This is a genomic window from Enterobacter cloacae complex sp. 2022EL-00981 (assembly GCF_028737495.1).
GTDB lineage: Bacteria > Pseudomonadota > Gammaproteobacteria > Enterobacterales > Enterobacteriaceae > Enterobacter > Enterobacter cloacae.
In genome coordinates, this window is the sequence record NZ_JAQZRK010000017.1 from 67,546 (window position 1) to 93,596 (window position 26,051).

Annotated in this window: 22 protein-coding genes and 6 pseudogenes; 16 read left to right on the top strand and 12 right to left on the bottom strand. The window is 52.5% G+C overall.

Annotation, left to right across the window (positions count from 1 at the left end; genetic code table 11):
* Positions 1-43: 43 nt before the first annotated feature.
* From excA to PUZ33_RS15565, 7 genes are all read left to right on the top strand, one after another.
* The gene (excA, locus tag PUZ33_RS15535; protein ID WP_064357957.1) at positions 44-667 is read left to right on the top strand and encodes a plasmid IncI1-type surface exclusion protein ExcA; all 624 of its coding nucleotides are present in this window, start codon (positions 44-46) and stop codon (positions 665-667) included.
* Between the two features lie 101 nt (positions 668-768).
* Positions 769-2,187, top strand: a complete 1,419-nt coding sequence (locus PUZ33_RS15540) for a secretion/conjugation apparatus DotM-related subunit (RefSeq protein WP_071887238.1) — start codon at positions 769-771, stop codon at positions 2,185-2,187.
* A 10-nt stretch (positions 2,188-2,197) separates the two neighbouring features.
* Positions 2,198-3,289, top strand: a complete 1,092-nt coding sequence (locus PUZ33_RS15545) for a thioredoxin fold domain-containing protein (RefSeq protein ID WP_064357959.1) — start codon at positions 2,198-2,200, stop codon at positions 3,287-3,289.
* Between the two features lies 1 nt (position 3,290).
* Positions 3,291-5,483 carry an F-type conjugative transfer protein TrbC gene (trbC, locus tag PUZ33_RS15550; protein ID WP_064357960.1) on the top strand — a complete coding sequence of 731 codons (2,193 nt, stop codon included), beginning with the start codon at positions 3,291-3,293 and terminating at the stop codon, positions 5,481-5,483.
* A gap of 45 nt (positions 5,484-5,528) precedes the next feature.
* On the top strand, positions 5,529-6,062 hold the full coding sequence (locus PUZ33_RS15555; RefSeq protein WP_096807525.1) for a phospholipase D family nuclease: 534 nt from the start codon (positions 5,529-5,531) through the stop codon (positions 6,060-6,062).
* Positions 6,063-6,073: 11 nt separating this feature from the next.
* The gene (locus tag PUZ33_RS15560; RefSeq protein ID WP_064357964.1) at positions 6,074-6,325 is read left to right on the top strand and encodes a hypothetical protein; all 252 of its coding nucleotides are present in this window, start codon (positions 6,074-6,076) and stop codon (positions 6,323-6,325) included.
* 504 nt (positions 6,326-6,829) lie between these two features.
* Positions 6,830-7,531: a RepA family replication protein gene (locus PUZ33_RS15565; RefSeq protein WP_174235733.1), complete on the top strand. Its 702-nt coding sequence runs from the start codon at positions 6,830-6,832 to the stop codon at positions 7,529-7,531.
* 946 nt (positions 7,532-8,477) lie between these two features.
* On the opposite strand, the gene PUZ33_RS15570 is transcribed toward PUZ33_RS15565, so the two are convergent.
* Positions 8,478-8,804, bottom strand: a complete 327-nt coding sequence (locus PUZ33_RS15570; protein ID WP_004201125.1) for a C2H2-type zinc finger protein — start codon at positions 8,802-8,804, stop codon at positions 8,478-8,480.
* A 181-nt stretch (positions 8,805-8,985) separates the two neighbouring features.
* Between PUZ33_RS15570 and PUZ33_RS15575 the strand changes: the two genes are divergently transcribed.
* Both PUZ33_RS15575 and PUZ33_RS15580 read left to right on the top strand, forming a co-directional pair.
* Positions 8,986-9,267, top strand: a complete 282-nt coding sequence (locus tag PUZ33_RS15575) for a hypothetical protein (protein WP_001568067.1) — start codon at positions 8,986-8,988, stop codon at positions 9,265-9,267.
* A gap of 53 nt (positions 9,268-9,320) precedes the next feature.
* Positions 9,321-9,932, top strand: a complete 612-nt coding sequence (locus PUZ33_RS15580) for a DUF2913 family protein (RefSeq protein ID WP_000176305.1) — start codon at positions 9,321-9,323, stop codon at positions 9,930-9,932.
* Here PUZ33_RS15580 and PUZ33_RS15585 read toward each other — a convergent pair.
* Positions 9,929-10,027 (bottom strand): annotated as a pseudogene (locus PUZ33_RS15585) (hypothetical protein); the annotation flags it as partial. The gene PUZ33_RS15580 and the pseudogene PUZ33_RS15585 sit on opposite strands and share 4 nt — an antisense overlap.
* A gap of 53 nt (positions 10,028-10,080) precedes the next feature.
* The gene (locus tag PUZ33_RS15590) at positions 10,081-10,785 is read right to left on the bottom strand and encodes an IS6-like element IS26 family transposase (RefSeq protein WP_001067855.1); all 705 of its coding nucleotides are present in this window, start codon (positions 10,783-10,785) and stop codon (positions 10,081-10,083) included.
* 69 nt (positions 10,786-10,854) lie between these two features.
* On the opposite strand from PUZ33_RS15590, the gene cutA reads away from it, so the two are divergent.
* Together cutA and PUZ33_RS15600 are read left to right on the top strand one after the other, a co-directional pair.
* Positions 10,855-11,178 (top strand): divalent-cation tolerance protein CutA, encoded by a 324-nt coding sequence (cutA, locus tag PUZ33_RS15595; protein WP_169649138.1) that lies wholly within the window; start codon positions 10,855-10,857, stop codon positions 11,176-11,178.
* 4 nt (positions 11,179-11,182) lie between these two features.
* Positions 11,183-12,214 (top strand): protein-disulfide reductase DsbD domain-containing protein, encoded by a 1,032-nt coding sequence (locus PUZ33_RS15600; protein ID WP_004201169.1) that lies wholly within the window; start codon positions 11,183-11,185, stop codon positions 12,212-12,214.
* Positions 12,215-12,224: 10 nt separating this feature from the next.
* On the opposite strand, the gene PUZ33_RS15605 is transcribed toward PUZ33_RS15600, so the two are convergent.
* The 7 genes and pseudogenes from PUZ33_RS15605 to PUZ33_RS15635 form a co-directional block, all read right to left on the bottom strand.
* Complete coding sequence (locus PUZ33_RS15605; RefSeq protein ID WP_004201168.1) at positions 12,225-12,863, bottom strand: phosphoribosylanthranilate isomerase; 639 nt, start codon at positions 12,861-12,863, stop codon at positions 12,225-12,227.
* A 4-nt stretch (positions 12,864-12,867) separates the two neighbouring features.
* A complete protein-coding gene (ble, locus tag PUZ33_RS15610; protein WP_004201167.1) occupies positions 12,868-13,233 on the bottom strand; it encodes a bleomycin binding protein Ble-MBL in 366 nt (121 codons plus the stop codon).
* Between the two features lie 3 nt (positions 13,234-13,236).
* Complete coding sequence (locus PUZ33_RS15615; RefSeq protein WP_004201164.1) at positions 13,237-14,049, bottom strand: subclass B1 metallo-beta-lactamase NDM-1; 813 nt, start codon at positions 14,047-14,049, stop codon at positions 13,237-13,239.
* 214 nt (positions 14,050-14,263) lie between these two features.
* Positions 14,264-15,295 carry an IS630-like element ISSpu2 family transposase gene (locus tag PUZ33_RS15620; RefSeq protein WP_071905678.1) on the bottom strand — a complete coding sequence of 344 codons (1,032 nt, stop codon included), beginning with the start codon at positions 15,293-15,295 and terminating at the stop codon, positions 14,264-14,266.
* Positions 15,296-15,394: 99 nt separating this feature from the next.
* A pseudogene (locus PUZ33_RS15625) lies at positions 15,395-16,330 on the bottom strand (IS30-like element ISAba125 family transposase); the annotation flags it as partial.
* 151 nt (positions 16,331-16,481) lie between these two features.
* Entirely contained in the window at positions 16,482-17,261 is a 780-nt protein-coding gene (locus PUZ33_RS15630) for an APH(3')-VI family aminoglycoside O-phosphotransferase (protein ID WP_014386410.1), read from the bottom strand.
* 105 nt (positions 17,262-17,366) lie between these two features.
* Positions 17,367-17,543, bottom strand: a pseudogene (locus PUZ33_RS15635) (integrase core domain-containing protein); the annotation flags it as partial.
* An 88-nt stretch (positions 17,544-17,631) separates the two neighbouring features.
* On the opposite strand from PUZ33_RS15635, the gene PUZ33_RS15640 reads away from it, so the two are divergent.
* From PUZ33_RS15640 to PUZ33_RS15655, 4 genes and pseudogenes are all read left to right on the top strand, one after another.
* On the top strand, positions 17,632-18,222 hold the full coding sequence (locus PUZ33_RS15640) for a plasmid pRiA4b ORF-3 family protein (RefSeq protein WP_012477564.1): 591 nt from the start codon (positions 17,632-17,634) through the stop codon (positions 18,220-18,222).
* 136 nt (positions 18,223-18,358) lie between these two features.
* A complete protein-coding gene (locus PUZ33_RS15645; RefSeq protein ID WP_001493762.1) occupies positions 18,359-18,931 on the top strand; it encodes a recombinase family protein in 573 nt (190 codons plus the stop codon).
* 36 nt (positions 18,932-18,967) lie between these two features.
* Entirely contained in the window at positions 18,968-20,359 is a 1,392-nt protein-coding gene (locus PUZ33_RS15650; RefSeq protein ID WP_001493761.1) for an ISKra4-like element ISKpn19 family transposase, read from the top strand.
* Between the two features lie 32 nt (positions 20,360-20,391).
* Positions 20,392-20,820, top strand: a pseudogene (locus PUZ33_RS15655) (recombinase family protein); the annotation flags it as partial.
* A gap of 318 nt (positions 20,821-21,138) precedes the next feature.
* On the opposite strand, the gene PUZ33_RS15660 reads toward PUZ33_RS15655, so the two are convergent.
* On the bottom strand, positions 21,139-21,795 hold the full coding sequence (locus tag PUZ33_RS15660; protein WP_001516695.1) for a quinolone resistance pentapeptide repeat protein QnrS1: 657 nt from the start codon (positions 21,793-21,795) through the stop codon (positions 21,139-21,141).
* A gap of 394 nt (positions 21,796-22,189) precedes the next feature.
* Between PUZ33_RS15660 and PUZ33_RS15665 the strand changes: the two are divergent.
* Positions 22,190-23,205: pseudogene (locus tag PUZ33_RS15665) on the top strand (IS3 family transposase); the annotation flags it as partial.
* 75 nt (positions 23,206-23,280) lie between these two features.
* On the opposite strand, the pseudogene PUZ33_RS15670 reads toward PUZ33_RS15665, so the two are convergent.
* Positions 23,281-26,031: pseudogene (locus PUZ33_RS15670) on the bottom strand (Tn3-like element Tn3 family transposase); the annotation flags it as partial.
* Between the last annotated feature and the right edge of the window lie 20 nt (positions 26,032-26,051).

The window sequence follows — 26,051 nt, forward strand, 5'->3', positions numbered from 1 at the left end:
GTTATGATATAATTTAACCATGAATTAACAATGAGGACTGCTTATGGCAAGCCAGCGGGAACGTACCGGCATGGAGACCTTCGTGTCACTGTTAAAATTCTGGGCCGCGATGATCTATCTCCCGATATGCCTGTTTTTTGCCTTCTTCCACACGATTTCTTCAGAAGATGGTGATGGGGAAATAGCGCTAATATTTTGGGCTCTTTTTGTCGCACCGTTCATCATTCGGCAGTTTACCCTGCAAAAACGCCGCCGCGCCCTGAACAGCGTGGTGGCGGCCGTCAGTGGTGAGGAGTTTATGCCGCAGAAAGGGAACGTCATCATCTCGGGCAACCGGACCTATCTGGGTGTGGATGCCATCCGGGGAACCCTGCTCTACGTCAGTATGCGCCGCAAGGGAGAATACGATGTGATGGGGATGGACATGTCCAGCTGGACGCGGGTGGCGTATAAGGGCGATGTCATCACCCTCAAAACCAAAAACCCGGAACTCCCCAGCGTCAGCGTCGATGCACCGGGCGGTGAGAAATATTCTGCCGCGCTGTATGACGTCATCTGTGCGATGGAGCACCGGCAGTATGCCGACCTGCAGTTCCCTCAGAAGGCCCATGAGCGTGCCCGTACCGCCCGCAAAGAGACCGGTCTGACGGTGTTCAGCTACACCTGATACCCCGTCGCGTTAACGTCCCCTCTACCATACCGCCCCCGGTTCCCGGGGGCTTTCAGTTTCTGCATCCCTGATCCGCTTATCGTATTAATGAGGTCCCTATGTCTCAGAACCGTCAGGCCGCTTCCGGCCATGATGACGCCTACGGCTTTCTGCTGATCCCTGCCGCCCTCGTGATTATCTGCTGGCTGTGGTTCAGTAAATTTGTATGGGTATCGTGCCTGCTGCTCTACTGGCTATGGGGGATGGTCGATTTTCAGCGTATCCATCCCTGGGTCGCGGAAAAAATCAAACTGCTGGCCCGTACCGGCAATCACGCTCAGTCTATCTCCTGGCATGACTGGTTCGCCGTGATGAATGAAACGTCCGGCATCCTGCTGATTTTTCTTCTCCCCATCGCCATCAGTGCGCTGGTCGGCATCAAAAACCATCCGTCCCGGCCGATGAAGAGCAAGCGTATCGTCAATATCCACACGCTGCCGCAGATCATGAGCAAATGGTCGCCGGCCATTGTGCCGGTGCTGGCAGAAAGCCGGTCGCCGGACCTGTTAATGAACGATGACGGCCCGGAACGCCGCTGGGCGGAAAAACCGGAAGAGTTCGCCGCCAGGCATGGTCTTATCGCCTCGCGCATACTGGACCGAGAAAAAGCCCGTGACGTTTTTATCTCTCAGCTGGGTACACGGTTGTCTGCCTCTCCGGACACATTGCAGGATTATGAGAAAGCCCTGTTTGCCGTGTTCGGCCTGCAGGTGTTGATGAATGACCGTAAGGCTGCCAAAAAACTGCTGGATGATCTGAACCGCAGCTGCCTCCCGCGCAACCGTAAAGAACGTAAGCGCACGAAAAATCTGTACCGTCCTGATTTTTCCCGAGCAGAAAAAGCCTTTCTGACGGTCTGGCAGGCGGAGGGGATGAAAGAAATCCATGCCACACACCAGTACGTCAGAACGGCTCTCAGCGGCCTGCTGGGCCACGATATTCGCCTGCCGCCGTCACAGTATCTCTGGCTGAAGCCCATCGATCGCACGCTCTGGTATGCCCTGCACGGTGCCGATACCGCCAGCGTGTTTGTGGAGGGGGCAGGCGTCATTGCTCAGACGCGTTTTGAAATCGTGGTACGAAAAGAGAAGCTGCCATTGCAGATCGATTATGTCGAATCCGCCATCGACGGGCTGCAGTACGAGCTGGAAGGGCTGGGTCTGGTGCATGAGCGACGCGTGAAAAAAACCGAACGCCGGAAGAAAGCACCTGACTGGTTACCCCCGACGCTCAGCCAGGACAGCTTTACTGACCTCCAGGGCGATGAACCGGAACCTGCAGAAGCAGAACAGCCTGAAGATAATGCTGCTGCAGCGGAGGCGCATCCCGACCAGGACGCCGGGAGACACACCGGGCCGTCCACTCCCCCCCTCACTGATACCGCCTCAGCTGCCGTATCGACCGTAACCACACCTCACGTATCACATGACGCCGCAGCCTGTGAGGCGACGGACGACGATGAACCTGCTTTTATATAAGGCCCCAACGATGATGACTCCGACATTTAATGCCCGTATCTCCGGTAATCACCTGATTGCTTCACTGAATGACGACACACCGATTTTTTCCCTCAATGTGAGTGAGGACCCGAGTTTCTGGATCGAAGGGGGCACGCTGATGGTCAGCCTGAATACCGACAGTAGCCATCCGGTATACCGGGCGCTGGACTACAAAGAGGCAGAACAACTGCTGTCTGTCATTACACGGGTACTCAGCGATCGTAAGCCGAAAATAAAGTGGAAGAACACCCTCCTGCCCGCGGCGGCGCTGCTGGTTAGCTGTTTTGCCGTCTGGCGTTTTGCGCCTGCAACACCCTCAGCGGGCATGCCGCCGTTCGGACAGGAAGAGCCCCAGAATGCCACGGCGGAAACAGCCGCACCGCGCTTCCAGGGACTACCGGAGCTGCGCAACCCTGCGCCGGGTAATCCCTATTTTGGCAACCACACAACACCGAATGCCGACAATGGCCAGCCGATGCCGACAGCTTCCCCTGTCCGGCCCTCAGCAACCCGGCCGGTTTCCGTGGCCAGTCAGGAAACGCTGAGCCCACACATTATGCAGAACCTGCAGAAAGCAGCAGGCCGCGGCTATTTCACCGTCCCCCTGTCTTCCGGACACGAACGGACACTGTACGTTTTTGCCGATCCGGAGTGCCCTAACTGCAAAAACTGGGAGCCGGTCGTCGAAGCATTAGGTAATGAATACAACGTGGTGGTCTTCCCCGTCTCTGCGATTGGTAAAGAGAAATCTGTCCGGAAAATCCAGTCTGTCCTGTATCTGGAGACGGCGCACCGCGCTGCGGCCTGGAAGAAACTGTTTTCGGTTGACGAGGGCATGCTCACCATTGGCAAAAAGAAAACCGGTGACGATCAAAAAGAAGCCCCGGTACAACGCGATTATAAACGCTGGAAAATCGCCGGCGAGGCGCTGGCCATTAACGATGTCGCGTTCAGGCAATACCGTATCCCCGGCACGCCCTGGGTCATTGCCGACGACGGCCGCCATGTACCGCAGTCAACGATGAAAGATCCGGCCATCCTGCGCGCCTTCATGACAGAGCACAGCAACGCGGAGAACTGATATGCAACAGAAGCAGAAACCGGTCGATGCCGCCCGGCTGCAGCGTCAGGTACATCAGAGCATGGTCGAAGAGATGGCGTATCGCACCGGCCCCCTGCTGCTCGCCATTATCGCCATATTTGGTGCGGCAATAGTCTGGCCTGTCCTTCTGTGGGCGGCCATTCCGGTCATGCTGGTCTGGGTCCCGATGTTCATGCTGAATGAATTCCGAATGCCGGCGAGGATGCCAATGGACATGGACAGGCTGGATCCGTCAACGGAAACCATGCGACCCGGCAAACTGCTGGGCTTTCTGCCCGTCACTAAGCTTAACCGGCATATGGAAAAGGCGGCGGGCGTGTTCTATACCGGATACGAACGCACGCTCGATGGCGGCCGTGAGATATGGCTGCGCATGGATGACCTGACGCGCCATCTCATTCTTATGGCCACCACCGGTGCCGGCAAAACCGAGATGTTGCTTGGTTTTGTGTTAAATGCACTGTGTTGGGCGAAAGGGCTGATCTTCTCTGACGGTAAGGCCCAGAATGACGTCTGGTTTGCTGTCGCCTCCCTGTCCCGCCGCTTTGGCCGTGAAGACGATCTGCGGTTGCTGAACTACATCACCGGCGGCCAGAGCCGCTCTCAGCGCCTGCTGGAGAATGACAAATCACGCCAGCAGTCCAATAACACGAACCCGTTTGCGCTGGCCCAGGAAACCTACATCACGCAGCTGATGGATTCCATGATGCCGGAAGCCGGCAACGACCGTACCTGGCAGGAGAAAGCCAAGGGGATGAACCAGGTCCTGACAAAGGCCCTGATTTACAAAAGCCGCAAGGAACAAAAGGTGATGTCGCAGCGGCTGATCCAGGAGTACCTCTCCCTGGATAAGTTCGCGGAGCTCTATCTGCAGGCTGAAGCTGAGGAATGGCACGAAGAAATTCGAACCGGGCTGCGTAATTATCTCTCAACCAGCGTGCCGGGCTTTGATATGAGCCTGATCACCAAGCCATCAGAGTGGTCGCAGGAGGCGCGTAACCAGCATGGTTATCTGACGAGCCAGTACAACCGTATGCTGTCACTCTTCAGCGATACCTATGGCCACGTGTTTTCATCCGGCGCCGGCGATATTGACCTGCGGGATGTGGTCCACAATGACCGTATTCTCGTCATCCTTATCCCGGCACTGGAGCTATCCGCGTCAGAAGCGCTCACGTTGGGGCGGCTGACAACCTCCCAGCTGGCGATGATCCTGAGCCAGGACCTGGGCGAAAGGATGGAGGGGAAAGCGGAAGACATACTGGTTATCAAAAAATTCAGGGACCGCTTTCCCTTTTTATGGCTGGCAGATGAGGTCGGTTCGTACTACTCCGATACCATCGGTCAGCTGGCCACCCAGGTCCGCTCCCTCGGCTATGCGCTCGTTCTGGCAGGTCAGGACCTGCAGAAGCTCAAAACGGCCGTGGGGGATAAGCTCTGGACGCTGCTCGGCAACATGTTCACCCGCATCTTCGGGACCATCATCGATCCAACTGAAACCGCAGAGTTCGCCGCGAAATCAGCCGGGATGGAATACCAGGCCATTCAGGACAGTATGGAATACCGCGCCGGCGCGATTGGGGGGAGCTATGCCGATACCGGGCGCGTTACGGTCCAGGAGAAACCGAAACTGCCCTTTGATGAACTGCAGGCTTTAAACCAGGGGGAGCAGGCCACGGTCTTCAAAGGGGCCGTCATCCGGAACAACGCCCTGTACATCGCGGATGACGACAAAATCACCGACAAGGACGTCCGCATCAACCGGTTTGTTGAGGTGGAATGGCCAACGTATGACAGCCTGTCTCACCTGCTGCCGGCAAAAGTCCGCCGTGACCGCCCTCGTCCGGCCAGTATCAACCGCATTATGGCCATCGTGAAAAACGACAACATCAGACACGCCCCTGACAGCATGATCATTCAGGATGGCGTGCTGTATGCCATTGCCGATGAAGCCATGTATTTCGACGAAGTCTCCCCCGTGCCCCCCGATACAGTCCGGCGCGCGACGCAGCTGCTCAGCCTCGCCGCCTCGGTACTGACCGAGACCCGGGGCCGTTACAGCGTCGAATACCCGGAGCCGGAAAAACTGTCCGTCAAAAAGGATGAATTGGAAAAATACCAGCACATTCACCAGTCGGCCGTCACTCAACAGGTTGACGGTTTCGTTTACTGATCTTCGGCTGCCTGTCCCGGTGGCCACATCATGAAAGGTATCCCCATGTTAAAAAAAATAGTGGTGGCGGCCGTAATGGCCACCACACTCTCTTCGTCCCTGTCAGCGATCGCCGCTCCTTCCGTGCAGGTCGGTTTCAGCCCGGAAGGGACCGCCCGGGAACTGGTGCTCAGCACCATCCATCATGCCCGTGAGTCCGTCCGTATGATGGGATACAACTTTACCGCTGCGGATATTGCGAAAGCCTTGGCGTCCGCCAGCCGGCGTGGTGTGGACGTTAAAGTCATCCTGGATAATAGAGAAAACCAGAACAAATATTCGAAAGCGGCACTCAATATCCTGGTGAATGCCGGCGTGAACGTGCGTCTGACGGATGCCTATAAAATCCACCATGACAAAGTCATTATCATCGACCAGAACACGGTTGAAACCGGCTCATTCAACTTCAGTAAAGCTGCGGAGTATTCGAATTCAGAAAATGTGCTGGTTCTGAATGATATGCCACAGGTGGCCAGCGTCTATCTGGAACACTGGCAGTCCCGCTGGGACACGGGACGTGACTGGAAATCGACGTATTAACAAAGGCTGTTATGTCTGAAAACACACAAAGAAAAAAAGCCCGCCGCGATAACGATGTACAAATCACGACGCGCGAGTTTGCGCTCATGCTGGGTGTACCTGAGCATGAACTAGGCGTCGCGGCAGCCACTACCAATATTTTCCGAGAAATAACATTACCGGCACCGGTAAGTCTGTTAAAGGGGAAGACAAGGCAATTCTGGCTGTCTGAGTGTCTGGCTTTCGCCGAACAGTTAAAAGGAACATCCGCAGAAAAAAAATAACCTTAGGCCGTCTGATTATTCAGGCGGCCTTTTTTTATGGTCTGATAGTGTTACAACACACAGGGATGCTATCGGCAGGTGGTACACTGACTTGCCTATAGAAACAGGGACTTCAATACGATCTTGAATGCGTTTAGGACTTAGTGATGCAGGTTTTTTTGTGAAAAATCATATATATGCGATTATGTCATATATTGCATATATGCGTGATTTTATTGTGAGCGATCATTCACGGATCTCCTTTTATAAATTGATCCTTGCTACGCAACATGGTAGTTTACAACGGTTTGTAGGAATTACTTGGGTGGGACGTTCCCGGAATAGCGTCCAAAGGGAAGGGATGACGAATTTACGGCCCCTGAATGCAAAAACCCCCTGAAATCTGCTATCAACTTGGCGGGAGATTCAGAAATCAGGGGGTCCAAAAGCAGGCGCTGGCCTGTGAAGGATTATAGCAAATGCATATTCTAACACAACCCCTACTCGCCATAAGTCCGGGCGGGTGTGACTGAAACAGGTCTTCATCTTAAAGCTCGTCCTTCGGGCGTACCCAATCAGACCCCTTGCTATAACGTGGCTTCTCGTCGCCGCCGCCGGTTCCTGAACCGGTGGATCAGGTCACTTGCCACCCCTGCGGGCCGTCAGAAAATCAAAGCAGAACTGCGGCGTCGTATCCGGCATAACAGATACTGGGTCAATGAAGCAAATATGTACGGCATTGAAACGCTGTGCGAGCTGATGCTGGCCATTCTCGACGATCTTGATTTACGGGACTGGCAGATCCGGCACAACCTTGAAACACTGGCTGAACGCGCAGGCCTGGCAACGCGCAGTGATGGCGGTCATAAGTCGATTTCCCGGGCCAGCCGCGGATGCGATCGCCTCTCCTGGCTTAATGCCATCATCACAGAAAAAGCTCCCTTCAATCCTTATGACGCCCGTTGCGCCTGTAAGCACATAGAGGTGACTGAGGAGTTCTTTGCCATTCTGGGAATTCCCCTGAAACAGGCATACCGTGAACGCGCCAGGCTACTGGAGGCTGATCCGAATGAAGTCATCTCGTCGGGAGATATTCGCCTGATTGCCATCAGAGTCGAGAACTGGACCCGCAAAGCCGCCGCCGGTTTATCGCGAATGAAAGCCAGGCGCGACGTAGCTCGCCAGCGTAAACGGGAATATTTCTCCCAACCCCCCGTACTGGCCTGAAAAGGCCGCGTATGAACCGCCTTGACTGGCGGGGATCCCACTCGCCATAAATAAAACCCTGCCTGGAAAATGAACAATCCTTTAGTTAACAGCATGCCCCGTTGGCTGGTTTTACGTGTTTACCTGCCGATAGCGGGAGTAAGTGTGGTACAGGTTGTGGGTAAGTACTGTTGAAGTGCCAACGATATCCTGCAATTACTCTTTCGGTTTTATCTTTTAATTACTTACGTAATATAAAAGATAAAACCAAATAAAAGACATTACTGTTATCCCCTTTAAAAAGTGAATAACTTAAAAACATCGGCGCAAGCGCCTCAAAAGTAGCTCCCATCGCTTCGCGACGGGCCCCGACCGGAGAAGTAAATTAGTTACAGCATTCAAAAGGGAGTTCACCATAAAACCAGCGCCGGTTTGCAAGCCAGGAGCCCCTCCCCACCACTGAAAAGCGCCGCCGCCCCCGGCCGAAGGCCGGGGAACACCATCGCTTTAGAATGGCGGATGTTGTAACTAGATCTTGTCATTGCTGTGGGTGGTGTTGCTTTTCGTTCTGGCGTACACGCTCGTAAGCGGCCCTAACGGCCCGCTAACGCGGAGATACGCCCCGACTGCGGCTATCGCCTTGTCGTGACCACTCCGACCGCGCACAGCAGCTTCTGTATCGTTTTTAGCGGGTTTGTTCTGGGCTTAGCAGTGTGGGGGATTATTACGGCTGAAGCCGTAATGCTTTTTTCGTCCTCGCTTCGCTGCGGGGGTCTCCGGCGCATGGCGCCTCCCATGCGCTGACGCGCATCAAAAACCCGTCCCCTGCGCCACTTGTGTCTGACGCACGCGAGAGTCCGCTGCGGCAAAAAAACAAGAAGAGAGCTAGACGAAGGTCGCTCAGCTCCCCGTAATTTTTTATATACTCACCACGGGGACATTAGATCTGCTTTTGCCAAAAAAACGGCTAGTTTTTTCTGGATTTACCCAAACCAAAGGCACCGGCATTCACTATAAACGAGGCCTTTCTGATCGGCGTATCGATATCAAATATGGGGTTTTCAGCACGCCTTCTTTCAAAGTACTTATTTCTCTCCGATTCATTTTTAAAAGCGCTACCTGTCCTTGCAATCCTCTCCTGAATAAGCATCTTTTCATGCTCAGCCTTTTTGGTTGAGTTGGCCTTAGCGAGATTCTTTTCAAGGGATTTCGTATGCTTTTTTATATGCTTTCTCAACCTAGCTTTATGGCCAAATGAGAGTTTACATATCGGACAAGTGAATAATTCTTCCATAAGCTTCATGAGTGTAAGGGGAAGGTTATATTTACCATAGCATTCCTTGTCCGAACTGCCATGCGATGGTCCACCGGGGCAATGAGGCAAAGCCGTTGTCTGTGGAAGCACTACGCGGCATGATGAGCGTCGCCAGTTGCACACCGGCAAAGACGTGAAACACTTTTAACCGGAGCCAGTCATGCGCGTTGCCGAAAGCATCATCCTCGATGCCCTCACTCGCGGAGGATGCATCAAAACCTTTTACCGCATATCCTCACGGCAGGCTGCTGAATCGGCCACGCGGATACCTGAGGGGTATATTCTGGAGTCGCCCGGCGAGCGGGAAGATATTGTGCTCTCGCGCGCGGACTTTCATGCGCTGGAGAAGCTGCTGGAGCAGAAGGAAACCTGGGAGCAGGTGGTCGGTGTGACCTGTTTTGGTGGGGCAACATGGCAGCTGAGACCGACTGTACAGAGCTGAACAACTGAGATTTAAGACCTGGGAATCAGTAAGACTGAAGGGAGGTATCTGTTATGACGCTGACAGAAAAAACAGGCCATCTGGCATGGTGTGCACTGGTCGCGCTGGCACTGGCCAGACAGGAGCAGGGAGAACTCTCTCCCGCACAGGAAAATCTCTTTCTCACCCGCTGGCTCGCGGCAGCACTGAAGCAACGGCGATTCTCGCGCGATGTGGCACAGGATATCGGGTGGTTACTGAATCAGGGGCGTTTGCTGGGTGTGAGAGCTAAGCTGGCCGACAAACTGGGCTATGTCTGGCGCTCCTGCAGCGGCGAGTTGACTGAACAGAACGACATGTTCCGCCTGACGTATGCGCTGGAAACAGCGAAAGACATGGGCTGGAATTACCGCGTAATGAGCGACAGAGAATGGGCCGGACGATATGCTTTGGTACTCAATCCTGGAGTAAACGGTGTTTATCTCTTACGGACAAACCTTGATGCCGCTTTTGACGACAATGGCCAACAGACAAATCCGCTGACAGTACGTCTGACAGGGAACGTAACTGGGATAATGAAACTGTTAAATCGCTGTGGCTGGCAGGCTGAGCCTGAGTCTGATGCCTCCCTGCCCCACCAGTTTTCACTGATGGCCCGGCAGGGAGTGCCAGGAAAGGGGGATTAGTGGCGGATTTGTGCCAGGTCATCTTCAGTCAGACCGGTCATTTTCATGACAGTATTGCGGTCAATGCCGTTCTGCAGCATGGTACGGGCAATTTTCGGCACTGTTGCAAAGTTAGCGATGAGGCAGCCTTTTGTCTTATTCAAAGGCCTTACATTTCAAAAACTCTGCTTACCAGGCGCATTTCGCCCAGGGGATCACCATAATAAAATGCTGAGGCCTGGCCTTTGCGTAGTGCACGCATCACCTCAATACCTTTGATGGTGGCGTAAGCCGTCTTCATGGATTTAAATCCCAGCGTGGCGCCGATTATCCGTTTCAGTTTGCCATGATCGCATTCAATCACGTTGTTCCGGTACTTAATCTGTCGGTGTTCAACGTCAGACGGGCACCGGCCTTCGCGTTTGAGCAGAGCAAGCGCGCGACCATAGGCGGGCGCTTTATCCGTGTTGATGAATCGCGGGATCTGCCACTTCTTCACGTTGTTGAGGATTTTACCCAGAAACCGGTATGCAGCTTTGCTGTTACGACGGGAGGAGAGATAAAAATCGACAGTGCGGCCCCGGCTGTCGACGGCCCGGTACAGATACGCCCAGCGGCCATTGACCTTCACGTAGGTTTCATCCATGTGCCACGGGCAAAGATCGGAAGGGTTACGCCAGTACCAGCGCAGCCGTTTTTCCATTTCAGGCGCATAACGCTGAACCCAGCGGTAAATCGTGGAGTGATCGACATTCACTCCGCGTTCAGCCAGCATCTCCTGCAGCTCACGGTAACTGATGCCGTATTTGCAGTACCAGCGTACGGCCCACAGAATGATGTCACGCTGAAAATGCCGGCCTTTGAATGGGTTCATGTGCAGCTCCATCAGCAAAAGGGGATGATAAGTTTATCACCACCGACTATTTGCAACAGTGCCATGCCGGTGAGCGCCCTGATCTGCTTCTGCACCTGTCCCGACGCCGACAGCGCCGAGCGCATCGCCACCGCGCTGGTGGCCGAGCGCCTGGCCGCCTGCGTCAACCTCCTGCCCGGCCTGCGTTCGGTCTATCGCTGGCAACGCAAGGTCGAGGCCGCGGCCGAGGTCCTGCTGCTGGTCAAGACCAGTGCCGAGGCCTACCCCGCCCTGCAGGAACGCCTGCGCCAACTGCATCCCTACGAACTCCCGGAGCTGCTCGCGGTCGAAGCCGCGTCCGGCCTGCCCGAATACCTGCAATGGCTGGCCGCCGAGAGCCGACCGGTAAACTGAGCCAATGACCGCATCCACGATCCGCCTGCGCCGCTGGCTGGCCGGGCTCGCCCTGCTGCTTGCGCTGCCCGCGACCTCGGCCGTCGCCCAGGACTTCGAACTGCCGCCGGTCGACGAGGTCTTCGTCCTGTCCGCGCAGGCCACCGCGCCGGACCGCATCGAGGTGCGCTGGCGGATCGCCGACGGCTATTACCTGTACCGGCACCGCACCTCGGTCAAGGCCGATGCCGCCTTCACCGGCGCGACCATGGCGCTGCCGAAGGGCAAGGCCTACCGCGACGAATTCTTCGGCGACGTCGAAACCTACCGCAAGGAATTGCTCGGCACCCTCACCGGCACGCCCGCGGCCGGCGCGAGCGCGACCACCCTGACCGTGAAGTACCAGGGCTGCGCCGATGCCGGCGTGTGCTACCCGCCGCAGACCCGCACCCTGAAGGTCGCGTTGCCGGGCGAAGCGGGCGCTGGCGGCTTCGGCTGTAAGGCGCGCGGGCTGCATGATTATGTCGTCAAGAACGGCTCTGCCGATCATCCCAACGCCGAGGTGAAATTCGCACTGGGTGATGTGGTCAACACCATGATCGGCTGCACTAATGGTGAAACGATCATGCTGTGCCACGACACCTCGCTGCCGCGCCCCTATTCTCTCGGCTTTCGGGTGCAAGGCACCGAGGGGCTGTGGATGGACGTCAACAAGTCGATCTATCTGGAGGGCAAGAGCCCACAGCCGCACCGCTGGGAGCCTGCCGAGGGCTGGTTTGCGAAATACGATCACCCGCTATGGAAACGCTACGCCGATCTGGCGGCAGGGGCCGGGCATGGCGGGATGGACTGGTTCGTGATCCACGCTTTTGTCGAGGCGCTGAAGGCCAAGGCCCCGATGCCAATCGACATTTACGACGCGCTGGCCTGGAGCGCGATCACGCCTCTGTCGGAACAATCGATTGCTGAGGGCAATCGCACGTTAGATTTTCCCGACTTCACCCGAGGGCAGTGGCGCACCCGCAAGCCGATCTTTGCGCTGAACGACGCCTATTGATCGACGCGATTTAGGCCAAGCGCACCGCAAAGGCGAAATTGGTAATCTTGTCGGTATCCTTGACGCCCGGCGCGCTTTCGACGCCGCTGGAGGTATCGACCAGCGGCGCTCCGGTGCGCGCAATCGCCTCGGCAACATTCGTCGGATTTAGCCCGCCTGCCAGCCCCCACGGCAAGGCACCGCGATATCCGGCCAGCAGCGACCAGTCGAACGCCAACCCCATGCCGCCGGGCAGCGCGCCTTTGGGGGTCTTGGCGTCGAACAAGATCAAGTCCGCCGCCCCGGCATAGGCTGCGGCGCGTGCGACATCGCTGGCGCTGGCGACGGGCAGCGCCTTCCACACCGGCTTGCCAAACCGCGCGCGCAACTGGGCCACGCGTTCGGGCGATTCCGAACCGTGCAGCTGCAGCGCGTTCAGCTTGGCTGCCACCAGTGCGTCGGCGATGACAGCATCATCCGCATCGACGAACAAACCGACCATGGCGATCTGGCCAGCTGCGCGCGATGTCAAAGCGCCCGCGACATTCGACGTAACCGCACGGGGCGACGCTGGATAGAACACCAACCCGGCATAGTCCGCCCGCGCCGCGATGGTCGCATCGAGCGCCTCGGGTGTGCTGATCCCGCAAATCTTGATTTTCGCGGGCATGCGGTCAGTCGGGGTTCTGGATCAGCCGCACCAGCGTGCAGTCGGGATCGATCAGGTAGCCGATCCTCAGGCCGCTCGCCTCCAGTTGCGGAGCTTTGAAGCGCGGCCAGCCGGTGCTTTTTTCCTCGGCTCCCGCCGCGTTCACCAATGCCACCATGGCATCGAGATCATCCAACCGCAGGCAACAGCCGAACGAGCTCGTAGCTGGGTCGAGGTCAGGATAGGGGAAGAATTCGAGCTGCAAACCGCCGCGCTGCAGGATCATCCAGCCGCGATCCTTCCAACTCGTCGCAAAGCCCAGCTTCGCATAAAACGCCTCTGTCACATCGAAATCGCGCGATGGCAGATTGGGGGTGACGTGGTCAGCCATGGCTCAGCGCAGCTTGTCGGCCATGCGGGCCGTATGAGTGATTGCGGCGCGGCTATCGGGGGCGGAATGGCTCATCACGATCATGCTGGCCTTGGGGAACGCCGCACCAAACGCGCGCGCTGACGCGGCGTAGTGCTCAGTGTCGGCATCACCGAGATTGCCGAGCGACTTGGCCTTGCTGTCCTTGATCAGGCAGCCACCAAAAGCGATGTCGGTGCCGTCGATCCCAACGGTGATATTGTCACTGGTGTGGCCGGGGCCGGGGTAAAATACCTTGAGCGGGCCAAAGTTGGGCGCGGTTGCTGGTTCGACCCAGCCATTGGCGGCGAAAGTCAGGCTGTGTTGCGCCGCAACCATCCCCTCTTGCGGGGCAAGCTGGTTCGACAACGCATTGGCATAAGTCGCAATCCCCGCCGCATGCAGCGCGTCCATACCGCCCATCTTGTCCTGATGCGCGTGAGTCACCACCGCCAGCGCGACCGGCAGGTTGATCTCCTGCTTGATCCAGTTGAGGATCTGGGCGGTCTGGTCATCGGTCCAGGCGGTATCGACCACCAGCACGCGGCCGCCATCCCTGACGATCAAACCGTTGGAAGCGACTGCCCCGAAACCCGGCATGTCGAGATAGGAAGTGTGCTGCCAGACATTCGGTGCGAGCTGGCGGAAAACCAGATCGCCAAACCGTTGGTCGCCAGTTTCCATTTGCTGGCCAATCGTCGGGCGGATTTCACCGGGCATGCACCCGCTCAGCATCAATGCAGCGGCTAATGCGGTGCTCAGCTTCGCGACCGGGTGCATAATATTGGGCAATTCCATCAAGTTTTCCTTTTATTCAGCATTAAAAACCCCGCAAATGCGAGGCCTAGTAAATAGATGATCTTAATTTGGTTCACTGTAGCAAAAATATGGGGCGAATTCAAACATGAGGTGCGACAGTTTCAAAAGCCATATGATAATCAACAAGCTGAGCAAATTTCTCTAATGGTGTAAGCCAATCTAACGCCTTTCTAAATAACTGATCCTAATACCGCTACACTTTAGCCAGCCCGTGTTTTCCACCGGGGAATGGGCTGACGGTATCCATAAAGTGATGAACCTTTTTCAACAGATGCCACATTGAACGGCACTGGTGATTTCGGGTTATTGTCTCATGAAGCGCCTGCCACAACCGTTCGACATGATTGACCCATGGCGAGTAAACCGGCTGATAAATGACCCTGAACTTCTGGTTTGCTTTCAGCCAGCGCAACGTTTCACGACTTTTGTGGATAATGTAGTTATCGACAATGAGCGTAATCGTTTTTGCCCGCCGGTATGTCGCCTTAAGATGTTTTAACAGTCTGATAAATAAACATGAACCTTTACTGTTTCCACCTACGTAGCTGACTTTTCCCGTACCGCTGTGCAGCGCACCGGCAAGATAGTACTTTTCATTCTGGCCCGGTGTGACAACACGTTTTTGCTGCCCGCGTAACTGCCAGTCAGCACCGATTTTCGGGTTGAGATGAATATCCACTTCATCTTCGTAAAACACGGGATTTTCCGCACTGCATTTCGCCAGTGCTTCATGGATAGCAACCATTTTTTCTTCTTTGTGTGGGTCACGGATACGCAGTGTCGGCGCTGCTCTGCGCCATACCAGCCCGGCTGCAGGTAACCATCTCCGGATGGTTGAGGCATGTAGCGGACAACCGGTGACATCACGGATTTTTATCGCCAGCAGTTCGGTACTCCAGCGGGAACGCTGATAACCGAAATCGCCGGGAGAATGCTTCACAAGCTCACGCAGCAATGCGCAAATATGTTCGAACGGCCAGCGCCTGCCACGTCCTGACGGTAATGACTTCAGGCCTTCAGCACCAGACAGAGTGAACCAGTTAATCCAGCGACCAATCGATGAGCGTGCACAGCAGAGTGTTCTGGCCACATGACTGACGCGCTCGCCCCGGTGCAACATCAGCATGGCGGTCAGTCTGCGGGCATAATTTTTATCGCGTGTTTTATGGATAGCTTTCTGCATCAGGCGTCGTTCGTCACGAGGTATTGGTGCTATGATCGACATCGCTCAGTCCGTTTGGTGATTTGTTTTGATTTGGCGATTGATCAGATCGCACAATTCGGGCTGAGTTCCCTCAAAGTGATCTACTATTCTGCACAGCTATTTAGGACGAGTATTCAGTGACATGGCAACTTGATTTAAATAATGCTGATCTGCCTGATTTAAATCAATCCCTTTAGGTAAATATTGCCTAATTAAACCATTCATATTTTCGCATGTGCCTTTTTGCCAGGGTGAATGTGGGTCACAGAAATATACATCTATGCCTAAATCTTCTTCGAGTATTTTATGTTCTGACATCTCACGTCCACGGTCATAGGTCAACGTTTTACGCAGTTCTGCAGGTAAATATTTCAGAGCTTCAGTTAAAGCCTTGCGCACTGATTCTGCCTTTGCATCAGGTAATGTTGCCAAGATACAGAGCCGTGTATTTCGTTCAATAAGTGTTGCTATCGAACTTTTATTGTCTTTACCTTTAATTAAATCAGCTTCCCAATGACCCGGTATTTTTCTTTCTTGAACTTCGGCTGGGCGCTCATGAATAGTTTTAATATCCTGTAATATAGAATCTTTTTTAGGTTCACCGTTAGCTTTTCGCTTTTTATTTTCATGACGTAGACAGGATAATAAGTCTTTTTTCAACTCACCCTTTGGTAATGCTCGTATCGTTGAATAAATCGTTGTATGGCTTACATTCATTGTTTGATCCAAATCAGGAAATGTCTTTAAACGCTTTGCTATTTGCTGAGGAGACCATAAACAACGGATCGCTTCAACAATAAATTTCCAGAGGATTGAATCGATTTTGAGTTTTCTGTGACCACGTCTACGTCTAGCGAAGGTGTTATCAGAAGCATATCGAGCTTGATAAACGTCATTGATGCTATTTCTTTTAAGCTCACGATAGATCGTACTAGGATGTCTTTTAATGAGTTCAGCAAATTTTCTGGCTGAAAAGCCTTCTTTTCTTGACTCAAGCATTAATGCAGTACGATCTTCAAAGTTAAGATGATGGTATGACAATTTTATATACTCCATAAACCCTTTAAATTAATTAGGTGGTTTATGTCGCACTTCAAGTTTTACTCTGCCAACTTTAAATCAGTGGCTCCACTAACACTCTTCACTTATTTATTTAAAATTTAGCGACGTTAAAAGACAATTAAGTATTTTTAGATAATGCTTAGAATCAATTCAATTCATCAAGTTTTAAAAAATAATTCCTTTTGTCAGGTCTATCATTTTTTAAATGCTTTAAAAATATTTTAGCAGTTTCCTCCGAGGCATCCTCTCTTAGGCAACGTTCAACAAAGGATATATCTACAAATTCATCAGCTAACCCAGCACGGCCAAGATCTAAAAAGTAAATTTCATTGAATTTATCTATAAAAATATTACTATCCGTGATATCGCCATGAGAAAAAACCAATCTTTCTTCAACACGAGTCTCAGTTAACTCATTCCATAGACTTAGGTAAGTTCTATGGTCTCCCCATAATTCAGCGTCAAAATCATCTTGATCTATATCGTCAAGGAGTTGGTTATCAATAAAAAATTTTGACTCTTTTAACCGATGATCAATGTTTGAAATAAATGGACAATCAATAATAGCAACTGAATTTAACAGATTGAGTGCCTCCTTATAGATAGCAAGCAATTCTTGGTCTGTTAAAAAAAGCGCTGAAATTGGTTTTGCATTGATCGCTTTAGTGATCATTAATTCAAACTGCTCATCCTGAAAAGTCATGATGAGTTCAGGCACCTTTAATTTCTCAGAGAGCCAACTCAACATTTTCGCTTCGCGAGAGACACTGTATGTGGTCTCTGTATATAAAGTGCTAGATCGCTTAAGAAAAAAAGTTTCATTATTTCGATTAAAAGAATAAACATCCGATGGCGACTGACCAATTTTATTTGGCTCTAAAACGCTGTTTCCAATAAATTGTTGAATAATATTGGGCAATTCCATCAAGTTTTCCTTTTATTCAGCATTAAAAACCCCGCAAATGCGAGAGAGGTGGTCCCACTTGTTTGAACAACTAAAAGCGTATTTATAAGTGATATTCCGCTCTAGTTAAGCCACCTTGTTTTGTTGGGGTAGCTGATCATAGTAAAACTCATTTGGTGTCATTTTGTCTAGACTCGAATGAGGTCGTTTCAAATTATAAAACTCAAAATATGCACTTAATTGCTTTTTCGCATCTGTGACACTGCTATAAGCTTTGAGATACACCTCTTCATATTTAGGAGAGCATGAAAAACCTCGGGGCAGCCATCGAATGATGCCATCTACAGGGGTTAAAATAACCACCATCATTTCATAACAATACCTGCTGACTATGAAGATCTACGTCATCAAAATAGCAGTTCATGGAGTCAGTCCGATGGTCTGGCGTCGGCTGAGAATTGCTGCCGACACGTCACTGGCCGCGCTTCACTTCATTTTCCAGATAGTGCAGGGCTGGGGGGACGACCATCTCCATCAATTTCACATTTATGGCAAAGATTACGGTATCTCCTACGAAGGAGGCATCGGTTTTGTCGATAATCCGTTCCGGGTCGTGATTGATGATTTTGCTTTTGATGCTGGCGATCGCTTTACCTATGAATACAATTTCTTTGAGCACTGGCTTCATGACATTCGTGTTGAGGCCATTTATGAAAACTCTACGCTGAAAGCGCCGTTTTGTATAAGCGGCCATGGTATGCCCGGAGCCACAGCTGCGGATGAGTTCGATAAAACCCTGGCGTTTCTTGAAGCTATCGTTAATGCGGATGATGAAACAACGGTCGGCGAGATCCGCCCTTTTGCTGACGACCTGGATGCTGTCAGGTTCAACCGCCACAAAATCAACCGGCAACTGAGCAGGCTCGACCTTGCATCTCCGGTACTGGAGCCTGAAGTTATCTGGCTGGGCCGTCGTCGCTGACTGATGTCTATAAAGGTATACGTTTTCAGCATGCCTCTCAGATCCCCGAAAAAATGTCTATAAACCTCCCTAAATCAGTGTTTATGGATTATTCTTTAAATCTCTATGATGTTTAAAGACCTTCCGGAGGTTTTGCGTGCAATATGCCTACATCAGGGTAAGCTCGGCCGATCAGAATACGGCCCGTCAGGAAGAGGCATTGTCAAAGGCGGGTTTTCAGCCTGATAAAATTTGTGTTGAGCATGCCAGCGCGAAGGACACAAACCGCCCGGGGTTACAGGAACTCCTGGGGCAATTACGCCCTGGTGATACGCTTCTGGTTCATTCCATCGATCGCCTTTGCCGGAATATGTCGGATATGTGCGCTGTCACCACCCGGCTTCGTGACCAGGGCGTTACCCTTATTTTTCTGAAAGAGCAGCTGACGTTCAGCGCCGGCACAAACAATCCGATGCAGGAACTGCAGCTGCACATGATGTCGGCATTCAGCCAGTTTGAACGAGCCTTACTGAAGGAAAGGCAGGCCGACGGCATCGCCGCGAAAAAAGCACGGGGTGAAAAAACAGGGCGCCCCGGCGCCGATATCAAAAAGATCCAGGAAATTGACGCACTCAGAAGCAGAGGGGTCAGGCTCAGGATCGCCTGCGACCATGCGGGCCTTGGCGTTTCCACATATTATAAGCTTCGTCACCAGATGAACAACCAGTAGCCGGGAGATAGTCATCCACCACAGCAGGAGGCAATGATGCAACTGACGCTCCAGATAGTCATCACCGATGAATCAGGCTCCAGTCGAACGGAGGAACTGATGACAATCCAGAAATCAGGGGAGACCCGGAACGACATCGGATTATCGGTGTCAGAATCCAAGCTGTTGCTGAATACGGTCCAGCAGTCGGTGGTCCAGCTGCAGGCAGACGAATATACTCAACACCATATCCGGTGCCCTCACTGCCTTGCTGCGCGCAGAATCAAAGGCAAACAGAAAATACGGTACCGGACGCTGTTTGGCGTTATTCCGGTATCCGGGCTTCGGGTGTACCGGTGCCGTTGTGAAGAGAGTGATACAAAGACAGTCAGTTTGCTCAGCGACTGGGCCGGCGATTATTCTCACCCGGCACTGAAATATATTGAAACCCGCTGGGCCTCGATGATCTCCTATGAAATGACGACTCGTCTGCTGAAAGATATTCTGCCGGTGGGCCACAGCCTGAATGCCTCAACGGTGAGGAATCATTTATGCCAGGTGGCGCAGCGTCTTGACGCTGAGGCTGAAGCTCATTCAGGTTTTCTTTCCGGCTGCCCCCGCGACTGGGGGAACCTGCCCAGGCCAGGAAAACCGCTTGTGGTGGGTATAGATGGTGGTTATGTTCGCGATCGGGATGACAAAAAGCGTAATTTTGAAATTATTGCCGGGAAGTCTTTTTCCGTTGGTGCGCCTGCTGACACCCGCCGCTTCGGTTTTGTTCAGAAGGATGACTGTCATCCGGAACGCAGGCTCATGACCCACCTTTCAGCGCAGGGAATGCAGGCCAACCAGCAGATATTTTTTCTGTCCGACGGCGCGGATAATCTCAGGGACCTCCAGTTCGGTATGTACCCTGAGTCAACGCATGTGCTGGACTGGTTTCATATCACCATGAGGCTGAAGGTGCTCATGCAATATGCCCGGGGACTGCTGGTATCAGATCCAGAGGCGGGGAGTAAAGTTCTGGCACTGCTGGAAAGCATTAAACGATATCTCTGGCATGGCAATGTTGTCGCTGCGCTGGAACATATTGATAATTGCGTTATGTATTGCGATGACCCTGAACTCAGCTATCCTAGCCTGAAATCCCTGCAAAAACATCTGGATGAAATGTATACCTACATCCGGAATAATAAGATGATGATCCCAAACTACGGCGAAATGCGTCGGTACGGAGAGCCGGTATCAACCGCGTTTGTGGAATCCACGATCAATGAAGTGATCGCCAGACGAATGGCCAAAAAGCAGCAGATGCAGTGGAGCAGAAAAGGGGCTCATTATTTGTTACAGACCCGGACCGCCGTTTTGAATAACGAACTGCAGGATAAATTTGTCTGCTGGTATCCGGGTTTTCAAAGTGACGGGAAGGGACCAGCGATGGCAGCATAGCTCACGCTGCCCCAATATTTTTTATGCTCTCGGTCGTATGGAAGCTGGACCGCCTCGGTCGTGATCTTCGTCATCTCATTAATACAGTGCACGACCTGACCGCGAGGGGGACCGGTCTGAAAGTGCTGACCGGTCACGGGGCGACTATCGACACAACAACGGCCGCTGGCAAGCTTGTCTTCGGTATCTTTGCCGCACTGGCGGAGTTTGAGCGCGAACTGATTGCTGAAAGAACGACTGCAGGTCTGGCATCAGCAAGAGCCCGTGGGCGGAACGGCGGCCGACCTTATAAAATGACGCCAGTCAAACTGCGACTGGCAATGGCATCAATGGGACAATCAGAAACAAAGGTCAGTACGCTATGCCAGGAACTTGGGATAACCCGGCAAACTTTGTACAGGCATATTTCCCCTGTTGGTCAACTGCGGGCGGACGGGATCAAGCTGCTCAACCGTGGATAATTTGAACGGACGGAAAAATCTGGGGTTCCGGCGTAGTACCCCTATCACCTCCACATTTTTGCAACAGTGCCTTATAAATGGCAGCCTTATGTTTACTTGCCAAGATGGGCTACCATATGATGTTTTATACTGAGCAATATTAATATTATCTTTAATGGAAAAATTAAGCCCACTAAGTGACCCACTGCTATATGGCTCTATTGTGAAGACGCCTGAGGGTAAAAATTTATACATGGTTGTCCCTATGTCTATTATTGCAAGGTTGACAATATTATTCGTTTTATAAATTTGAGCGTTTAAAATCACACATCAAAGCAATTAGTCAGGATAAACAACAATACCCAGTGCTTCGAGAATCAGTTCTTGCTGCCAGGCTGCAATTTTGATACCTGATGTATCGACTTTGCGGGGATCTAAACCGTCGAGTTCGGCGTGGCATAAATTGGCACCCTGTAGGCTAAATTGCCCCCAGACATCTTCGGAAAAAACACCTCGACTTAAGTCTGACTCTTTCAGTGATGCACCCGCTAGGTTCGTTCCTATCCAGCGATTTTCAAACAACTCACATTTTTCTAAACAAACCCTCTCCATATTGGCATAGGAAAGATTACATCCAGAAATAAATGCTGAGCAAAAGTACATACGATTACTCACTTGATGGGCAAAGTTTGTTCGGGAAAAGTTGGCACCTTTTAAATCACACGCACGGAACTCTATACCGTAGCAATTGGCATTACTGAAGTTTGCCATCGCAAGTTGGCATTGTTGGAAACTTGCATCACGAAGATCTGCGACATCAAAGTGGCAGCCTTCGATATCACCCTGTTCAATGAACTTGCAGTTGACGAATGTCGTATCACGCAAGTTAGCACGTCGAAAGTCGCTGCGAATGAATGTGCAAGCGGTGAAGGTGAGATCACTTAAGTCTTTATGTGAAAAGTTGTGGTGCCGATATGTATGATTGTAGGTTTCCATGAGTACTCCTTGTTGAAAGGAGGGCTAGACTACCATTATACATATGCCAAGACATTAAAATAAAAGCCTGTTACATCAACACATTACAACCCCTCAATTTACCTGTTTTAAGTGGTCAAATTGGCGCGTAGAGCGCCTATCGCTCTTGCATTGGCACGCGGCCCTGTTGAAAAAAGTTATTCGCTTTAGATAGGGTTAGGAGAGCCGTGCTTCGCCGGTAAAAAATCGGACTATCCGACGCAGGGCGGACTCATCGGCGGAGAAGCAAACTTTGACTATATCTCCCTACACTTGGAAGAGGGCTAGACTGGCCCCATAGATCACCAGACACTTCGACTCTCTTAAAATAAGAGGTAGTCTTGGAACTATGTTTAATACCAGTCAGAACGATAAGATGGTTGAAGTGTTATCAGGACCTGAGCGGCGTCGGCGTCGTACACCGCAGGAAAAAATTGCCATTATTCAGCAGACTATGGAGCCCGGTATGACCGTGTCTCATGTCGCGCGCCTGCATGGCATCAATGCAAACCAGATATTCAAATGGCGCAAGCAATATTAAGACGGTTCACTGACGGCTGTTGCATCGGGCGAGGAAGTGGTGCCGGCCTCCGAACTCGCTGCCGCCAATAAGCAAATTCGCGAACTCCAGCGCCTTCTGGGCAAAAAGACGATGGAAGCCGAGATACTCAAAGAGGCCGTGGAGTTCGGCCGGGCAAAAAAATGGATTGCGCATGCGCCCTCGTTGCCTGGGAACGACGAATAAGCGACGTTTGCAGAAGTCTTGGCGTGTCGCGTGCGCAGTTGAGCATTCGGGTTCACCGGCCATCTGACTGACAGGATCGCAGACGGCAGCCCCGTTCTGACGATACCACCGTATTGTCCCGGATAAACATGGCGGTGGCTGACCTGCCGACGTATGGTTATCGCCGTGTGTGGGCGCTGCTGCGACGGGAGTCGGAGCGGGACGGCCTGCCTGTGGTTAATGCAAAGCGGGTGTATCGCATTATGAGAACGCATAATCTGCTTCTTGAACGTAAACCCGCTGATCCTTGCCGTAAGCGGGCCCATAAGGGGCGCGTAGCAGTAGCGGAAAGTAACCGGCGCTGGTGCTCAGATGGCTTTGAGTTCCGCTGTGATAATGGCGAAAAGCTGCGGGTGACCTTCGCGCAGGACTGCTGCGACAGGGAGATCATTGACTGGGCAGCGAGCACCGGAGGCTATGACAAAGAAACGGTGCAGGATGTCATGCTGGGTGCGGTGGAAAAACGCTTCGGAAGGCAGTTGCCAACAGTGCCGGCGTTCGCCCGGTTGCTGGGACTGGAGCCTTGTACGACAGCAGTGCGAAGCCCGGAAAGCAATGGCATAGCAGAAAGCTTCGTGATGACGATAAAACGGGACTACATCAGCATCAGGATTTTAGGGGTCTGACGCTCAGTGGAACGAAAACTCACGTTAAGCAACGTTTTCTGCCTCTGACGCCTCTTTTAATGGTCTCAGATGTCCTTTGGTCACCAGTTCTGCCAGCGTGAAGGAATAATGGCCGAGCATATTGATATGTCCGTGGCAAAGCGGGGAGAGGCGTGCGATATCTTCATCATTCAGTGTTTCACCCTGCGCCCGGAGATGATCCAGGGCTGCCTGCATATAAATAGTGTTCCATAACACGACGGCGTTAGTGACCAGCCCCAGTGTGCCCAGTTGATCTTCCTGACCGTCGGTATATCGTTTTCTTATCTCACCTTTTTGACCGTGACAGATGGCTCTGGCAACGGCATGGCGACTTTCTCCCCGATTAAGCTGGGTCAGAATGCGCCGGCGGTAATCTTCATCATCAATATAATTAAGCAGATACAGCGTTTTGTTGATGCGCCCCACTTCAATGATTGCCTGAGTCAGTCCGGAAGGACGTTCACTTTTCAGCAATGAACGGACCAGCACTGAAACCTGTACTTTGCCCAGCTTCAGGGAGCCAGCGGTCCGGATCATTTCGTCCCACTGAAGGACTATTTTTCGGGGATCTGATTGCCCTCTGGCAATATCATTCAGCACGCCATAGTCGGCATCATGGTCCATTCGCCAGAAAACCGAAGCACCGGCATCAGCCAGGCGTGGAGAAAACTGGTATCCCAGCAGCCAGAAAAGGCCAAAGACAAGTTCGCTGGCACCTGCTGTATCGGTCATAATTTCGGTTGGATTCAGCCCGGTCTCCTGTTCCAGAAGACCTTCCAGCACAAAGATAGAGTCCCTCAGCGTCCCCGGTATAACGATGCCATGAAAGCCGGAATACTGATCGGACACAAAGTTGTACCAGGTGATCCCTCTGTTATTACCAAAGTATTTGCGGTTCGGTCCGGCATTGATTGTTCTGACTGGCGTAACAAAGCGCATTCCATCTGCAGATGCCACTTCTCCTCCACCCCATATCTGTGCCAGTGGCAGCGTTGCCTGAAAATCAACCAGTCTGGCATTAGCGCTGGTGATAGTTTCAGCCCGCAGATAGTTCGCTTTTGTCCAGTTCAGCCGGTGTCGGGTCAGTGCAGGAACATTTGATCTGATCAGTGGTTCCAGACCGATATTGCAGGCTTCAGCCATCAGCACGGCGCTGATGCTGACGGGCAGATCATCAACTCTGGCACTGGCTTCACTAGCATGGAAAAACTCATCAGCAAATCCGGTATGGGCGTTAATTTCGAGCAGCAACTCCGTTAAATCCACCGGAGGGAGTAGATCACTGATCATTTTGCTCAGTCGTTTCAGACTGTCCGGCTCATCAAGACTGGCGAGGGGAGAAATTGTCAACCGGGGCTTCGGGCCAGAAACATCGAGTTCGACAGCCTCATTTTCGCAAAGACGTGCAGCAACCTGTCTGTAACGACTATCAAGCTGATGACCCAGAGATTTTATTGCTTCCTGCGGGTCTGTCGGGTGCCCCAAAGAACGATAAACCTTAATCCGGTTTGCCTGCCAGTCAGCACCCTGTAGTAATCTTGCACGAGGATCTCCCCACCGGTTACTGCCGGTAACGTAGACATCCCTCCGCCTCAGACTATCCTGCAGTTTACTGAGAAAGCAGAGCGTGTATCCCCTGCGGGTGATATGTTTTTCCTTGTTAATCACCAGCCGTTTCCATGACCGACTGATAATTTCCGTTGGTGCGTCGTCAAAAAACTGCCGCCGTGAGCTGAACTCCCGGCTGAGGTAGTCACAGGCATTCAGAGTGGTAACCCCGGCAGGTGCGGATGAAAATTTAACGGTATTCAGCAGATGGGGCAGGAAACGACGAACGCGCCCGTACTGCTCCACCATTTCTTCATGAAAATTATCGTCTGAGGGCCGGGCAATTTCACGGACAAGCGTGATGATTTCAGCCAGCTTTTGCCTTGGGATGTAGCTGAACACCTCAGCACGAATCGATTCGTCCGGTGTTTCTTCTTTCAGCAGGTACGAACATGCGCTGGCGAGCGCCAATGCAGATTTATCCAGATCCTTCAGCGAGCGGAGCCGTTTTTTCTGCCCAATCTTTCTGGCGTCACGGATGATAACGGCCAGCATGGCGTCCAGAACGTCCAATGCATCATCCAGCGCCAGCGTTTCCCATGCAAGGACAAAGGCAACCAGAACCGCCATCCTTTTCTGCGGTGACATCCTGGCAATATTGAACACCGAAGTCATACCAGCATAACGTGCGAGATTTTTCAGGCGCACAGCCGGGAGTGTACTCAGGTTTTCAGCATGCAGGCCAAAATCGTTCAGAGTTTTCCAGCGTTCAATTGCTTCATTAAACGCCGGACCACTGATGGTCACAGGGCCCTTTTTCAGTGATTCCAGTAAAGACAGGCGGCTGCAATCAGTTGGCCCCAGCAGCATCTCCAGCTGTGAACGCTGTTCGGCTGACGGTATCAGTGCCAGTTTGTTCCACAGGCGCAACGTCGCCTTTTCCCTTACCTCTGAAATCAACCGGGTCAGCGTAGTGGCTCCGGGGAGAATAATACGATGTTGCATAAGCCACCCTGTCGCCAGATCGAAAAGCAGGCCAGGACGTTCGTTGCTTATCCAGCTCCGGGTATATAAAAGACGGGTAAGGCGAAATGTCCAGGGCCAGGCAAATTCACGATACTGATAGTGCTGACGTATCAGCGCTGCATGCTCACGGCGGGTATTTTCCCTCTGACCGTATTCTGCAAGAACGGTGATATCACGAATCCCGAGCTGTCTGGCGGTAAAATGCCGGACGCCGGAAGGAATATGACCTGGGA